Genomic DNA, 15038 nt, shown 5'->3' on the forward strand with positions numbered 1-15038 from the left:
GACTGGATCGACATAACGATATTCGCGAAAGCTATATAGCTTGCATGATGAAAGTATCGCTAGCTTAGCAGGGCGGAGTACTATCGCAAGCGTCTGTTTCGCGTAAGTCCATTGTTCCGACTGGAACAATCACCGGAGACGGCATGACGTTCGGGACTCGATCGGCGCCTGCGTGGGCATCGCGCCTGTGGATGATTTTCGTGGCCGGGTTGTTCTCGGCGTGTGCCAGCCTGCCGCCACGCCCGCAGTTGCCGCCCGAGGCCGCGCGGCAGGACACCGCCGATACGGCACTGGCGCGGGGCCTGGCCCCAAGGCTGGCGGAGCACCCTGGCGAATCGGTGTTCTATCCACTGCTGGCCGGCACCGACGCTTTTGCCATGCGCATTGCGCTGGCGCGCACGGCCCAGCGCAGCCTCGACATCCAGTACTACATCTTCGACGCCGACAGCACCGGCCTGACCCTGCTCGCGGAAATCATGGCGGCGGCGGATCGTGGCGTGCACGTGCGGGTGCTGCTCGATGACATCCATCTGGCAGGGCAGGACAAACCGCTCTCGGCCGTGGACGCACATCCGAACATCGAGGTACGGGTGTTCAACCCGTTCGCCAGCCGCAATGTGCGGCTGTTCGAGTATGTGACGGCGTTCCGGCGTATCGATCGGCGCATGCACAACAAGTCGATGACCGCAGACAACCAACTGACCATCGTCGGCGGCCGCAATGTGGGCGATGCCTACTACGGCGCAGCGGATACCGACTTCACGGACCTCGACCTGCTGGCGGGTGGACCGGTGGTGCCCCGGGTGTCGGCGGTATTCGACGATTACTGGAACAGCGAGGCGGCCTATCCGCTATCCGCATTGGCCAAGCCGCTCTCCGGGGACGAAGGTGACACGCAGCGGCAAAAGCTGCGCACCTACCTCGACGAACACGCGGTAGCCATGCGCGCCACGCCCTATGGCAAATCGGTGCTCGAAACCGGCATCGTGCAACTGCTGTCGCAGGACAAGCTGATCAGCTATTGGGGGCAGGCCACCGTCATTGCCGACCGCGCCGCCAAAGTCATGGCCCCACCCGACGACAACTCCACGCACGCCATTCCACAGCTTGTGAAGTTCCTCGAAGGCGCCCGGCACGACCTGACGCTGATTTCGCCATACTTCGTGCCGCCCGATTCCGCCATGACGTGGTTGACCGACATGCAGAAGCGCGGCGTGCAGGTCCGCATCCTGACGAACTCCTATGGCGCCACCGATGTGTCAGCCGTCCACGCAGGCTACGCGCACCGCCGCCGCGCACTGCTGGAGGCGGGCGTGATCCTGTACGAACTGAAACCCACAGCCTATGCCGAACTGGCCAAGCAGAAACGGCGCCACGGCCCCGGCGGCAGCAGCCGGGCCAGCCTGCATGCCAAGACGTATATGGTGGATCGTCACCAGTTGTTCATCGGCTCGCTGAACCTGGACCCTCGCTCGGCCCGGCTCAATACCGAGATGGGCATCGTGGTGGATAGCAAGGAACTGTGCGACATGCTGAGCCAGGGCGTGGACGAGTCCCTGCTGGACGCGGCTTACCAGGTGGTGCTGTCCGAAGACGGAAAATCGCTGGAATGGGTGACGCGGGAGGATGGGGTACTGCGGATCTATAAGAGCGAACCGGATATGAACGCCTGGGACAAGTTCAAGCAGGCGGTGTTGCGGTTGTTGCCGGTGGAAGAGGAGCTTTGATGTCAGTCTCCCTCGGTTTTCTCCCCTCTCCCGCATGGCGGGAGAGGGGAGAAAACACTGGGTGAGGAGGCACAGCGCTTACTTCCCCACCAACTCCCGAAACCCCGTCACCAGCCGATGCATATCCGCAGCCGTCAGCGCACCCATCGTCGAAACCCGGAACAGCTGCGACGACAAGCCACCCTGGCCGGCATAGATCACGAAACCGCGCGCCTTCAGCCCATCGTGCAACTGCTCGTAGCTCACGCCTTCGGGCAGCTTGTACGCGCGCAGCACCACCGATGACTGCGTGGCCGGCCACAGCGCGTCGATGCCCAGCGCAGCCAGACCCGAACGGACTTCCTCGGCCAATGCGGCGTAGCGCTGGTGGCGGCCTTGCCAGCCGCCTTCTTCCTGATGCTCGCGCAGCGCTTCCACCAGTGCGTAGTACGCGTGCACGGACGGTGTGAATGGCGTGTTGCGCTGGTCCTGCAGCTTCGCCAGCCGGGCGATGTCGAGGTAATAGGTGCGGCTGGCGGCGTTGGCGAGCGCCGTGCGTCGCGTCACCACGAAGGCCGCGCCGGGTACGCCGTGCAGGCACTTGTTGGCCGTGGCAGCCACCGCGTCGATATTGCCGCCGAAATCGATCGCTTCGGCGCCGAAGCTGCTCACGCCGTCGAGCAACAGACGCTTTCCGTGCTTCTGGCACAGGGCATCGATCGCCGGGATGTCGTTCAGACGGCCCGTGGTCGTTTCGTGGTGGATCACCGCCACATGGGTGATGGCGGGATCGGCTTCCAGCGCGGCGTCAATGCGCGCCAGGTCCGGCGCTTCCATCCACTCGTGCTTCACCACCGTGTGGGCGATACCGTACTGCGCGGAAATCTGCGCGATGCGCTCGCCGTAGACGCCGTTCTGCACGATCAGCAGCTTGCCCTGTGCCGGCACCAGACCCGCGATCATGCTTTCCAGCGCGGCAGTGCCGGAGCCGGTCATCAGCACGGCCGTCCACTGGGCCGGATCGAGATCATAGACCCCCACCAGCCGCTGGCGCGCTTCGTCCTGCAAGTCGAAGAACTCGCTTTCGCGGTGGCACAGGTCGGTTTGCAGCAGGCTCTGGCGGACGCGCTCAGTCAGCGTCACGGGGCCCGGGTTCAGCAGCAGCATGCGATTCCTCAATCTTTCAGACGGGTTCAGACTTGTTCAGGCGTGTTCGGTCGTACCCAGATCCGCGCCGATCTGGTGCGCCAGCCGCGTGCGCACCTGTACTGGCGTGACCGACGGGCGCGGCAGGCCGTCGGGCGAGCCGGGACGCGTTTTCAGGCACACGAAATTCGGTCCCGATGTGGCGGTTGCCGCGTTCGCCAGCACCGTATCGAGCATGGCAAGGTTGTCGCCCTCGATGGCCGATGCGTAGCCGCAAGCCGCCGCTACACCCGCAAACGATACATTGTGCGAGACAGTCGCCTGCCCACCCGTCGAATCGTGCGCGTTGTTGTCCAGCAGCACGTGCGTCAGGTTGGCCGGGCCGTAGGCGCCCAGCGTGGCGAACACGCCCATGCGCATCAGCGCGGCGCCATCACCATCCACGGCCACGACTTTCAGGTCCGGACGCGCCATGGCGAGACCCAGCGCGAACGGCGTCAGGCAGCCCATCGAGCCCACCATGTAAAGCTGGTTGGGCCGGTCGTCGAGCGCATAGAGTTCGCGTCCGCAGAAACCGGTGGAGGCGACCACGACCGTCGATGCCAGCGGCGTATGCGCGATCACGCGTTGCAACGCCTGCTGACGGCTCGGCAGTTCGGCGGCGCCGGTGTTCGACACCTGCGGCGTCGCGCGGGCACGGGCCACGGGCGGTGTCTGGGCGTTGAGCGGGTAGGGCGCGACGCTGCCTTTTTGCATGATCAGCGCGTACGGCCGACCGGTGGCGTCCATATGGGCGATGGCACGGTCCAGCGCGGGACCCACGGCATCGGCTTCAGTCGGGAACAGCTCCCACGGAATATCCATGGTGTCGAGCATGGCCGGCGTGATCGGACCCATCAGCGCGTGCTGCGGTTCGTCCGAGGCGCCGCCCGGCTGGCCGCGCCACGTCACGATCAGCAACTGCGGCAGCCGGAACGTCCACGTCAGCGACGTCAGCGGACTCACCGCATTGCCGAGTCCCGAGTTCTGCATCATCGTGATGCCGCGCACACCGTCGCGGGCGCCCTGGGTCACCCCGGCGATAAACGCCACGGCATCGCCCTCGTTGGCGGCGGAGACGTAGTGCAGCGAGTCATCCTGCACCACGTAGTTGATGAACGGCGTCAGGTACGAGCAGGGCACGCCCGCGTACCACGAAAAACCGCGCTCTCGCGCGGCTTCCACAAACTGGACTGCCTCGATCATCGGGCCGCCTCGCCGGCGTTGTTGCCCAGTGCGTACGGCGTCTGCGTGTGCGCGAAGTCACCGGCGCGACGGAAGTCGTCCAGGTCATTCACACCGCGCCAGTGGCCGTGCACGTACTTGACCTCGACTTCCTCGCCCGCAGCCACCAGCGCGTTGAGCAGGTCCGGCAGGTCGAGCTTGTCGAAATCGGCGCGCTGGCGCAGTTCGCCCAGCAGCTTCTGCAGACGCACGCGGCCTTCGCCACGCACGTTCAGCAGGCCGATCCAGCGGCCGTTGGGCGCATCGCCAGCCGGCACCTCGTCGGCAATCTTCTTCAGTGTGACCTTCTGGCCGAACAGGTCGCGGTCGTCGCCAGCCGAGCACCATGCAAAGTCGCGAACGCTCTGGTTCGACGGCGATTCCGACGAATCCACCACTACGCTGAACAGCGCCTCGGTATCCATCAGATCGCGCAGGATGTAGCTGCGGAACAGCAGGTCGCCGTAGGCGATCACGGTGTCGGTCTTGAGCGAATCCGCCGCGCAGGCCAGCGAGGCCAGTTCGCCGGTCTCGGTGTAGCGGTCGTTGCGCACCAGCGTGATGCCGGCGGCGTCGATGGCCTCGGCCTTGTAGCCGCCCACCACGGTGATGTCGTTGATACCCTGGTTCTTGAAGCCATCCACCAGCCAGCGCAGCAGCGGCTTGCCGGCTACCGGCAGCATGACCTTGGGCTTGTCCTCGGTCAGCGCTTCCAGACCCTTGCCGCGGCCTGCCGCCAGCACCACGGCCGCGCCGGGCGCCTGGCCGCCAGTCAGGTAGATCTTCTCGGCCGCCGAATACTCGTCGGCATCCTGCAGACGGAAGATTTCGTTGACGGTGGCGATGCGGTCTTCCACGTTGACCAGCGTCTCGTTCTCGTAGATGTCCTTGGCCACGGCTTGCATGCTCGATGCCGCCACGCGAATCAAATGGTTGGCCCAGATGATCAGGCTGATACCCGCCTTGCGGAAGACATCGGTCGGCGTGCTGTAGTACTTGGTCGGCACGATCACCAGCGGGCTGCGGCCAGCCCATTCGCGGGCGAAGGTGACGATCTCGTCGGCCTTCGACAGCTTGCTGTGGATCAGGATCGCGTCTGCGCCGGCCTCGTGGTACGCCTCGGCGCGGCGCAGGGCTTCTTCCATGCCCCAGCCGGCGATCAGCGCTTCCACACGGGCCACGATCGAGAAATCGTCATCGGCCTGGGAATCCTTGCCGGCCTTGATCTTGCCGCAGAACTCGTCCACATCGGCCAGCGGCTGTTGCTCGCCGCCGATGAAGCTGTTGGTCTTCGGGAAAATCTTGTCCTCGATGCAGACACCGGCAATGCCGCGCTGCTCCAGCTTGCGCACCAGGCGACGCATGTTGTTGAAATTGCCGTAGCCGGTGTCGCCATCGAGCAGGATGGGCAGGTCGCTGGCGTCGGCCATGAATTCGAGGTTGTCAACAACCTGGGTCCAGCTGGCTTCGTTGTTGTCCCGCACGCCGAACTGGGCCGAGATGGCCAGGCCGGATGCCCAGATGCCCTTGAAGCCGGCCTCGCGCACGATGCGCGCGGACAGGCCGTTGTGGGCTTCCATGATGAATTCCAGTTCGTTCGACGTCAGCATCTGACGCAGACGCGCCGCGCGCGACAGCGGCGTGGCATTGGACGAGGCAAGCAGGTTCGGGTCGATGGCGTTCATTGTGCGATTCCTACAGGCAGAAGTTGGGGCAGGACTTCTTCAGCGGCACGTGCGACGTCGCCCGGGAAATCGATTTCGATCCACGGGGCGCCGGTCACGTCGGCCGTATCAAATACATGGGATTGCTCGAGCAGCAGATCGCGCACGGCTTCTTCGTGCGGCATGTTGGCGCGGCCCGAATCGACATAACCCTTGACGATTTCGGCCAGGCGGCGCGCGCAGTCTTCCTTGAAACGGAAGAATCCGACCGATTCGCCGATGGTGTCGTACTGCAGGTCGGCCATCAGCTGCTTGCGCAGTTCCACGGGCATGCCGTCGCGCAGGCAGAGCTTTACGGGCTCGTCGCCGGCTTCGAAGTCACGGTCGATCAACAGGCGGTTGACGGTCTCGCCCGCCACCAGCTTGCTCATGATGCGCTCGTCGTAGAGCACATCCGCATCCATCAGCAGCACATCGCCGCCACGCGTCATGGCATCGGCCACGGTGTGCACGGTCAGTACGCTGCCCAGGTCGTAGCGCGGGTTGATCACGATTTCCAGATCGCGGCCCAGGCTGGCCAGTTCGTCCTGCACCTGTTGTGGCTCGAAGCCGAGGGCCAGTACCACTTCCTTGACGCCGGCGGCATCGAGCAGACGCAGGTGACGCTCCAGCAACGTCATGCCATCGAAGCGCAACAGGCACTTCGGAAATTGCTTGCCTTGCTGTTGTTGCAGCCGCAGGCCGAGGCCGGCAGCGAGAATGATTGCGCGCATCGTATTTTTCTCAATGTTTAAGGGACGGGCCCAATCGTGTCAGTCTGACCCTTGCAGTGCCGTGGTGGCGGCACGGCGGCGCTGATACTTCCGTTCACTGAAATGCAGGTACACCAAACCGGGGATGCCGAGTATCAATTCGCGCACGCGCTTGGCCAGCGACAGGGCCAGCGCGGCGTCCGGGGGCAGGCCCACGAGCGGGGCCAGCAGGAGGTAGCCGCCTTCCTGTGCGCCGAGCGAGCCCGGAATGGCAAAGGCGGCACCGCGAATGGCCTGGCCCACGCTTTCCAGCAGCAATGCCTCGGCCCAGCTCACGGGATGTCCCAGGAAATGCATGATCAGCCAGACCTCGCCGGTACCGGCGATCCAGCCGAGCAGGTTAAGCCCGAAACTCGCGGCCACCTTTTTGCGATCGCGATAGAGTTCCCGAATCGCACTGTCCACGGCGTCGGCTCGCAGCGCCAGCCCGGCCCAGCGACCCGCGCCTGCGTGGCCGTCTTCGGCGGCCTTGCGTTTGCCGAACAGCTTTTGGCCGATGCGCATCACGCGGCCAAACATGCCACGCCGTTGCAGCACGCAGAAGGCCAGCACGCAGGCCGCCAGAACCACGGTGACTGCGATGATTGGCGTCTGGTAGCCGGACAGGTCGCCCTGGGCGCCAAAGACAACGATCCCCAGCAGCGCGAACAGCATTTGCGAGAGCGCCTGCGTGGTGGTGCTGACGGTGATGGCGGCGGCAGCATCGCGCATCCGGGCGCCGCGATGCGACAGGTAGCGCACCATCAGCACCGGACCGCCAATCTGGCCGGCCGGCAGCAGACTATTGACCGCTTCGCCGGTCCAACGGGCCTTGAGCGCGCTGCAGAACGAGCCGTGGCGCGTCTTGCGGTCCAGCAGCACAGCGATAGCGCCGGCATCCAGCACCAGCGGCACCAGATGGAACGCGGCCACCACGGCCAGCCCCCAGCCGGCGGACATCAGCGTGGTGGTCACCGCGCCAAAGCCCTGCCAGGCCAGCAGGCCGACAAACAGCGCCGCGCCTATCGACAGCAGGAGGAAAGCAGCACGACTCACGACCGGTTACTTCCCACCCAGCAGGCGTCGGAACACCTGGCGGAAGCCGAAGTAGGCCACCGCGTCTTTCATGTTGGAGATAAAGCGCAGCCACGGGCGCATGCCCGGATCGGTCACATATTCGAACGTCAGCGAGACACGGATCTCGTTCGGGCCGGCCGGGGTGATGCGGTGGCGCAGCTTGTCGCCGTCGAACAGCACGATGCCGCCCGGCGGGATCTGCACCGAGCCCGGCTCGTCGGCAATATCGGGATTGCGCGTGTGCAACTCGTAGTCGAGCCGGCAGGAGGATTCGTCCAGCACGCCGATCAGCAGCGTGTAGCGGCGGCCATCGTAATAGGACGTGTCGTAGTGCCAGCCGATATGGTCGCCAGGGCGCGTGTAGTAATAGAGCGCGTAGGCGTGGGGGTCTGCATCAGGGCAGACCTGCAACTTGTCGCCGCTGATCTGTTCGAGCCAATGGATCAGCGCTTTCGAACGGTACAACTCGGCGATGAACGGCGCCTGCTCGTCGATGGTATGGCGGCTGACGCTGCCGCCCTGCTTGTGGCCGGGCAGGTAGTTACGGTTCAGGCCAGGCTGCATTGCGCGGGCCAGCGCCACCAGCTGGGCGGTCTCCTCGGGGGCCAGGAACTTGTCCAGGTACAGGAAGGCGCCCTGGCGCTCGAAGTCGGCGCGCAGCGCCGGGGTGTCAAGCTGGCTGGTCACACGTGCCACGGCGGCATCGGGCCGGCCGGGGAGTGTGGCCTGGGTAGCCGGCGTTTTCGCATGGCTGGCCGTGGCGGCAAGGGTCAGGTCGCTGGTGGCGTGCTCGCTCATGGGATCTCGGGGAATCTCGGTATTTCAGGGGGCTGCGTCAGTGGTCCGTCGTCGTGGAAACGGGCCGGCGCATGATGCGCCAGTAGTCGATGATGACCAGCAAGGCAAACAGCGGGGCGCCAATCGACGCGGCAGTCAGGAACGGGCCGATACCGTTGGTCAGCGTGACCAGCGGCAGCAGGTACAGCACGTCTTCCGTCTCGAAACCGGCCGCCGATGCCTGCTTCGTGCCGCTCTTGCCAACCCGCGATTCTATACGCATGCGCAGGAAGAAGATCAGCGCCACGGCCAGGCCGGCCACGGTGCCACGCAGGACCGGACCGAAACTCGGACCCAGCGCGCCAGCTGCCTCGGCAGTCGTATTGGCAACGGCCAGCCCGAAGCTGACGAACAGCAGCACCGTCACCAGCGCATCGGCGGCCAGGTCGTAGAAGTGGCCGAGCTTGCTGCCCTTGCCGCTGATCCGCGCCAGTTCGCCATCGGTATGGTCGACAAAATTGGATAGCACCACGAGCAGCGCCCCCCAGTTCGTCCACGCGTAGCCGCCCTGTGCGATACAGGCGACGCCAGCCACGCCAATCAGCAGGCGCAGGGTGGTGAGGTGGTTCGGGGTGACACGGGTGTTCTTGAGAGGCCGCACCAGATGGCGGGCAAGGCGGGCATCCCAGGTGGCCGGCAACGGCGGTTCATCCGGGAATTTGGGGGATTTCTGGTTCATCCTTCAACAATCAGGGTGGGGCGGCTCGGGGGCACCCCGGAGCGCCAGGCGATGCAAAACACTACGCCTGCGACGCGGGAATGACAAGGTCGTGAGAATACGCCCTTTCCCGCACCGCTGCACGCGGGGCGGTCCTTCCGGAGGCGAAAGCGCCACACGCCGAATCAAGGAAACAGCAACCCGCCACGCGAACAATTCATCCGCTGAGCGGAGGCGACTCCCGCGAACGGATTTACACCGCGCCACAAAAAAATTGAATTCCGATCGAGATGGGAGCGGGGGAGCATGGCGTGTCTTCCTCTACCCATGACTCCCAGATGGCCTCCCTGACTTCCCGAACCATCCTCGCTACCACGGCGCTCCTGTTGACCCTTTCCGTCCCGGCGTGGTCCGCACCGGCCGCCGGTGACACCGCCTCCAAACTGCCGCCCGGCCCGGTAGCCGGCACGCAGTTGCCGCAGAGCTACGTACGTAACCTGGCCAAGATGGCGTACATCTGGGGCTGGCCGATGGTCAACATCCACAACCGGCACATGGTGTTTTCCAAGGTGCCGGAGAACGGGCTGGGCGATGGCGTGCTGCCCGTGGCACCGCTGAACCGGCTCACCATGCTGACCGACTACATCCAGCCGGAAGAGCGCGCCGTAGCCACGCCGAACCAGGACGTGGTCTACGGTTTCGGCATCCTCTCCCTTGCAAAGGAGCCGGTGGTCTTCCAGGTGCCTGACTTCGGCAACAGATTCTGGGTCTACCAACTGGGCGACCAGCGTACCGACACCCTGGGCGGCGCAGGCCGGATGTACGGCACCAAACCCGGCTTCTATATGGTGGTGGGGCCTAACTGGAAGGGCGCGACGCCCAAGGGCATCAAGGGCGTGTACCGCTCGCCGACCAACATCGCGTACATCATCCCGCGCGCATTCCTCGACGATACCGCCGCGGATCGCAAGGCCGTGCAGCCCGTGGTCAGTCAGATCGTGGCCTATCCGCTCAGCGAGTACGACGGCAAGATGAAGACCAAGGACTGGTCGAAGATCCCGAAATTGTCCGATCCGGCAGGCGGCAAGCAGGGCAGCGGTGCCGAGACCCAGTGGGTCAAGCCCGAGGCGTTCTTCAAGGAACTGCCGGCCATCATGAAGGAGGTGCCGCCGCAGCGCGGCGAGGAAGCGCTGTACGCATGGTTCCAGTCGCTGCTCGACGCCGCTGCCAAGGACCCGGCCGTGGCCGATACGCTGGCGCAGGCCGCCGTCGAGGCCGACAAGGAAATGATGACCGAGATGCACCAGTATTCCCGCGCTGGGGTCCCGGTCGGAAACGGCTGGGTGGCGCCGATGAACGGGGCGGAGTTCGGCACGGATTACTACAGCCGCGCGGCGGCGGCCAAGGCCAACATCTTCGTCAATCCGCGCAGGGAGTCAGCCTATTTCGGACAGGAGTACGACGCCGGCAAAGCGCGGCTGAACGGCGCGAACGCCTATACGATCACCTTCCCGAAAGGTGGCTTGCCACCCGTGAATGGGTTTTGGTCGCTGACGCTCTACGACGCTGCCCACTTCTTTGCGCCGAACGAGATCAAGCGCTACTCGCTTGGCACCAAGAACAAGGACCTCGTCTACAACCAGGATGGCTCGCTGACGCTGTACGTCCAGAACAAGCGGCCGGCGGCGGACAAGGTGGCGAACTGGCTGCCGGCGCCTGCGGGCGACTTCGAGCTGTTCATCCGGGCCTACTGGCCCAAGGCTGAGATCCTGCAGAACACGTGGTCGCCGCCGCCGGTACAGAAGGTCGGCGCAAACTGAGTCTGTGAGCCGGTGACTTTCGGGGGGCAGGCCGTCGAGGACGACGCTCTGCCCCTTTTTCATTCGTTGAACCCTCAACCCGGCGCCATGACGTTCTCGTTACAATCGCGCCATGGCCACTCAAGCAGAACGTAGCGCATCCACCCGGCAGACATTGATCGATGCCGCCACCACATTGCTGATCGAGCAAGGCTATGCCGCGTTCGGTGAGGCGCGTGTCTGCGAGATCGCCGGGATCAGCCGGGGCTCGTTGCGACACCAGTTTCCGGACGGCCGCTATGACCTGTTGCCTGCGATGGTGGCATCGCTGATCGACACCGAAGCCGGCAAGCTCAACGCGCTGGGGCCGATGCCGGCCCGTGTGCGGATGCACCTGATGCTCCATACGCTGGTCCATCGTCGCCATCGACATACCTCGCTGGCCATCCTGGAAGTCTGGATGGCCGCACGGGGCGACGAGCGACTGGCCGACTCCGTGGGTCCGTTGCTCGCCGCCGTGCCCGAGCGACTCTTTGGGCAGGACCCGAAAGGCGTGCCGGAGCCGGAACTGCTCGCCCTGCGGCTCGTCCTCCACGGTGCCACGCTCCACAGCTTTGCCGCGGACTACGATCCCAACAGACTCGCCGACGCCGTGCAGTGGCTGATCGACCAGCTTGAAACGCCCCCCGAGCTACCCGCGGTGATGGCCCGCATCGCCGCCATGCAGCGGTAACCTTTTCTCCCCACCCCGCTTAACACTAAAGTTCTTGCTTAACCATCGAGCGTTTCTATACTAAAGAGCATGCTTAACCATTCCGATTCCACCGATCCTCTTGACGCCACATTCAAGGCGTTGGCCGACAGCTCGCGCCGCACGATGCTGATGCAGTTGACGCGCGGCCCGCAATCCGTGGCGGAACTGGCGCGGCCGCTGGCGATGTCGCTGCCCGCAGTGATGCAGCACCTCGGCGTGCTGGAGCAGGCCGGGTTGGTGACAACCGAGAAGGTAGGGCGCGTGCGCACCTGCCGCATCGCGCCGGAGGCATTTGGCGAAGCCCAGCAATGGCTAAGCGCCCGCCGCGCAGAATGGGAAGCCCGCTTCGATCGCCTCGGCGATTACCTCGAAACGATGAAAAAGGAGACAGCCCCCGATGGCCACCGCAAATGAATCGACTCCCCGGCAGTCGCTCGACGTATCCCGTACGTTCAACGCGCCGCCCGAACTCGTGTTCAAGGCATGGAGCGCTGCCGAGCACCTGAGCCACTGGTTCTCCCCGCACGGCTTCACCATCCCCGAATGCGAAGTGGAGTTCCGCCCAGGCGGCAAGTTCGAGCTACGCATGAAGTCCGACGATGGCACGTATGACCAATGGCTGCGTGGCCACTATGTCGAAATCGTGCCGCACTCCCGGCTCGTGCTCGACGTCGCCGTCATCACGCTCGAAGGCAAACCACTGTTCAGCGCACTGACGACGGTAGGCATCCAGCCCGTTGCGGGCGGGACCGAGATGACGGTGAACCAGCGCTACACCGCGCTCGATCCGTCGATGGGCGATTTCACGCGCGGCGCGGAAGAAGGCTGGGCGCAAACGCTGGATCGGCTGGGGAAGGAGTTGGAGAGGATGGGGGCAGCCTGAATTTCCCAAGCAAAAAAACCGCGTCCGTTGCCGGACGCGGCATCAAGTCTCAATGTCTCTGAAAAACGAAGCTGGGCTCTGTTGAGAACCCGGTATTGCGGTCAGGCCGGTTGGGCTGACACACCCCGCAGGTCCATCCCGGCCAGGTCGGCCGGGCGGGCCAGGCGGGCGCCATCCGTGTACGGATCGGGTTTGCGGGTGCCGTAGGCGCCGTCGGTGTAGACATCGCGTTCGCGGATGCCGTGGGCACCTTCGGTGTAGACGTCGCGCTGGCCGTTGTGCTGGGTGTGGTTGTAGCGGTCGCGCGGGATACCGTCTTGTTCAGGAGCGGCGCCGGTACTGGCGACGGCCACGGTGCAGACGCTCAGCAGCAGGGTGGCGAGCAGGGTCTTGGTCTTGTGTTGCATGGAAGTCTTCACGGTTTGGTTGGGCGGCGCATCGGCAGGGATGGGGGGGATGCGCCGCCCAGGGAACGCCTTGTGGGCGATGCCGCATCGGAGTGGTACGGCACGGACTGCAGTGTAGTCACCCCAAATCATTCCCGTGATGATTTAAACGTCCTCCATCGAGTCGATTTTTTCATGTGCATGCATCGTGATGCCAAGCACCACGAGCGCGCTGTGAACGTCGGCGGCCAGGTGGCGATCGTGTACGTTCGCCAGCGCCGTCAGCGCGGTGTGAATCGACGCCTGCAGGTCAGGTGAGACCGGCACATCCTCACTGCTGCCCGCTTTCACGCGCGCCCGGAAATGCCTGGCGACGATGCTGAGCACGCGCCGCACGGGCTTACGTACGACGCCGGGCAGACCGGGCAGGGCGCGTTGCAATGCGAGCGTGCAAAAGCCGATCTGCAACTCCGTGAATCCATCGGAGGCGAGCTTGTCGCCGCTGGCGCCGAGGCGCGGCATCAGTTGCGCGAGCCGGTCCTGCATGCGGGCGCCGGCTCGCGTGTACTCATCGGCCACGCGCCATGTGGCGGCACGAGCCAGGTCTCGCCAGCTTGCGTGGATCAGGCGTCGCGCGGCCACGTGTGCGCCAAAGGGCCGCACTAGCATCGCCCACATCGGCGCGAACAGCATGGCGGCGGCGTTGGCCAGGCTCGTGTTGAACAGCCCGACGAGATTGGCATCGTAGACGCTCTGCACGTTTGCGAATGAGGCGGTGTTGACCGACAGCAGCATCGCAATCAACTGGAACCCGGGCCGTGGAATCAGCATGCCGATGGCGAGGTACGGTGCGGCCAGCATGCCGGCCAGCATCTCGAAGCTCTGGGCGAGCGGCACCACCAGGAACAGGTAGAACGACGAGATCAGCAGACAGATCGCGCTCCATCGGATAAACGGCTTGACCATGGCGCGCGGCTCGTCGATCGAGGCGAAAAAACAGCAGGCGATGGCCGACACGGCCACAGGACCGCCGCCATCCTCCCACCCGGAAAAAATCCACAACAGCCCCGCGCAGAACACCGCGAGCCCCGCCGAGACCGATCCGAATAACAGCATTGCGTGGTCGTGGTGGAGCGCTGTGGCGTCCTCGGGGGTATCCGTCCGGAGCGATGTGGGACGCGGCGCCGTCCGATCGCCAATGGCCGATTGCAGCGCGACGCAGCGTCGCATCAGCGTGTCGTAGGTGGAATGCAGATGGCGTGCCGCTTCGGCCAGGACGGGCTGGGTATAGGCGTGGCGTCCCTTGGCCCGCATCGCGTGCAGCACGCTTTCCAGTGCCGAGAGCACAGGCATCAGGCCCGACATCCGCGCACGCAGTGCCCGCGCATGATCGTGGGTCTGCCGGCTCTCGGTATCGAACGATAGCTGCACGATCAACTGGTCTAGCGCCAGCATGTCCGCTGCCAGCCGGTGCCGGCTTACATCGGCATGCTGGTTGGCCAACGCGATATCGCTGGCCCACGCCGCTGCGTCGTCGAGCCAGAGCCGTGCGCGGGCACGCAGCGCGGGCGCCACCCGGGCCGGGAAGACGATGCCGTGGACGAGCGCGGCGCAGACGATGCCAATCACGATTTCCTCGATCCGCGACACGGCGATGTCGAAGATCTCGCCCGGATGCATCACGGCGGGTAGCGCAACGATCGGCAAGGTGTAGGCCGCCAACAGGAACACATAGCTGCGCGGCGAGCGCTGCAGCAGTGACAGATAGACCAGCACCGCGATCCACAACCCAATGGCGGCGGTGAGGACGATCGGCATCCCGACGAGTCCGGGCACCGTCACCACGGCCGCCGTAGCACCCAGCAGCGTGCCAGCCACGCGATAGGCGGCCTTGGAGCGTGTGGCGCCCGTGAGCGGATTCGAGACGAAATAGACGGTGGCCATGGCCCAGTACGGGCGGGGCAGGCCGAACCACAAGGCGATATAGAGTGCGAGCATCGCGGCCGCGAATGCCTTCAGCGAAAACAGCCACTGTCGGGCATGCGGCCTGCTAGCCATGTTGGTGTTCGCCGGC

The 15038-nt window shown here is 64.9% G+C and carries 14 protein-coding genes; 5 read left to right on the plus strand and 9 right to left on the minus strand.

The window, feature by feature from the left end:
* Positions 1-143: 143 nt before the first annotated feature.
* Positions 144-1727 carry a phospholipase D family protein gene (locus tag FFS21_RS10000; RefSeq protein ID WP_137924680.1) on the plus strand — a complete coding sequence of 528 codons (1584 nt, stop codon included), beginning with the start codon at positions 144-146 and terminating at the stop codon, positions 1725-1727.
* 78 nt (positions 1728-1805) lie between these two features.
* Here FFS21_RS10000 and FFS21_RS10005 read toward each other — a convergent pair whose 3' ends face one another.
* From FFS21_RS10005 to FFS21_RS10035, 7 genes are read right to left on the minus strand one after another with little or no spacing between them, the layout of a single operon-like run.
* Complete coding sequence (locus FFS21_RS10005) at positions 1806-2873, minus strand: 2-aminoethylphosphonate aminotransferase (protein WP_137924681.1); 1068 nt, start codon at positions 2871-2873, stop codon at positions 1806-1808.
* A 36-nt stretch (positions 2874-2909) separates the two neighbouring features.
* Entirely contained in the window at positions 2910-4097 is a 1188-nt protein-coding gene (aepY, locus tag FFS21_RS10010; protein ID WP_137924682.1) for a phosphonopyruvate decarboxylase, read from the minus strand.
* Positions 4094-5800, minus strand: coding sequence for a phosphoenolpyruvate mutase (gene aepX / locus FFS21_RS10015; protein ID WP_137924683.1), 1707 nt, complete (start codon positions 5798-5800; stop codon positions 4094-4096). Before aepX ends, aepY begins: the two co-directional genes overlap by 4 nt.
* Complete coding sequence (locus FFS21_RS10020) at positions 5797-6552, minus strand: phosphocholine cytidylyltransferase family protein (protein ID WP_137924684.1); 756 nt, start codon at positions 6550-6552, stop codon at positions 5797-5799. The genes aepX and FFS21_RS10020 overlap by 4 nt, the downstream gene beginning before the upstream one ends.
* A gap of 39 nt (positions 6553-6591) precedes the next feature.
* Positions 6592-7626: a flippase-like domain-containing protein gene (locus FFS21_RS10025; RefSeq protein WP_137924685.1), complete on the minus strand. Its 1035-nt coding sequence runs from the start codon at positions 7624-7626 to the stop codon at positions 6592-6594.
* Positions 7627-7632: 6 nt separating this feature from the next.
* Entirely contained in the window at positions 7633-8445 is an 813-nt protein-coding gene (locus FFS21_RS10030) for a HalD/BesD family halogenase (RefSeq protein ID WP_137924686.1), read from the minus strand.
* 37 nt (positions 8446-8482) lie between these two features.
* The gene (locus FFS21_RS10035) at positions 8483-9163 is read right to left on the minus strand and encodes a CDP-alcohol phosphatidyltransferase family protein (RefSeq protein WP_137924687.1); all 681 of its coding nucleotides are present in this window, start codon (positions 9161-9163) and stop codon (positions 8483-8485) included.
* A gap of 317 nt (positions 9164-9480) precedes the next feature.
* Here FFS21_RS10035 and FFS21_RS10040 point away from each other — a divergent pair, with 317 nt between their 5' ends.
* The 4 genes from FFS21_RS10040 (at position 9481) to FFS21_RS10055 (ending at position 12578) form a co-directional block, all read left to right on the plus strand.
* Positions 9481-10962: a DUF1254 domain-containing protein gene (locus tag FFS21_RS10040; protein WP_137924688.1), complete on the plus strand. Its 1482-nt coding sequence runs from the start codon at positions 9481-9483 to the stop codon at positions 10960-10962.
* A 112-nt stretch (positions 10963-11074) separates the two neighbouring features.
* Positions 11075-11674, plus strand: coding sequence for a TetR/AcrR family transcriptional regulator (locus tag FFS21_RS10045; protein WP_137924689.1), 600 nt, complete (start codon positions 11075-11077; stop codon positions 11672-11674).
* 69 nt (positions 11675-11743) lie between these two features.
* Positions 11744-12109 (plus strand): ArsR/SmtB family transcription factor, encoded by a 366-nt coding sequence (locus tag FFS21_RS10050; protein WP_137924690.1) that lies wholly within the window; start codon positions 11744-11746, stop codon positions 12107-12109.
* The gene (locus FFS21_RS10055) at positions 12093-12578 is read left to right on the plus strand and encodes an SRPBCC family protein (RefSeq protein WP_137924691.1); all 486 of its coding nucleotides are present in this window, start codon (positions 12093-12095) and stop codon (positions 12576-12578) included. The genes FFS21_RS10050 and FFS21_RS10055 overlap by 17 nt, the downstream gene beginning before the upstream one ends.
* Before the next feature lie 101 nt (positions 12579-12679).
* On the opposite strand, the gene FFS21_RS10060 is transcribed toward FFS21_RS10055, so the two are convergent.
* Both FFS21_RS10060 and FFS21_RS10065 read right to left on the minus strand, forming a co-directional pair.
* Entirely contained in the window at positions 12680-12997 is a 318-nt protein-coding gene (locus FFS21_RS10060; RefSeq protein ID WP_137924692.1) for a hypothetical protein, read from the minus strand.
* A gap of 132 nt (positions 12998-13129) precedes the next feature.
* Complete coding sequence (locus FFS21_RS10065; RefSeq protein WP_137924693.1) at positions 13130-15022, minus strand: FUSC family protein; 1893 nt, start codon at positions 15020-15022, stop codon at positions 13130-13132.
* Positions 15023-15038: the final 16 nt, after the last annotated feature.

This window comes from Cupriavidus sp. 2SB, assembly GCF_005503625.1.
GTDB lineage: Bacteria > Pseudomonadota > Gammaproteobacteria > Burkholderiales > Burkholderiaceae > Cupriavidus.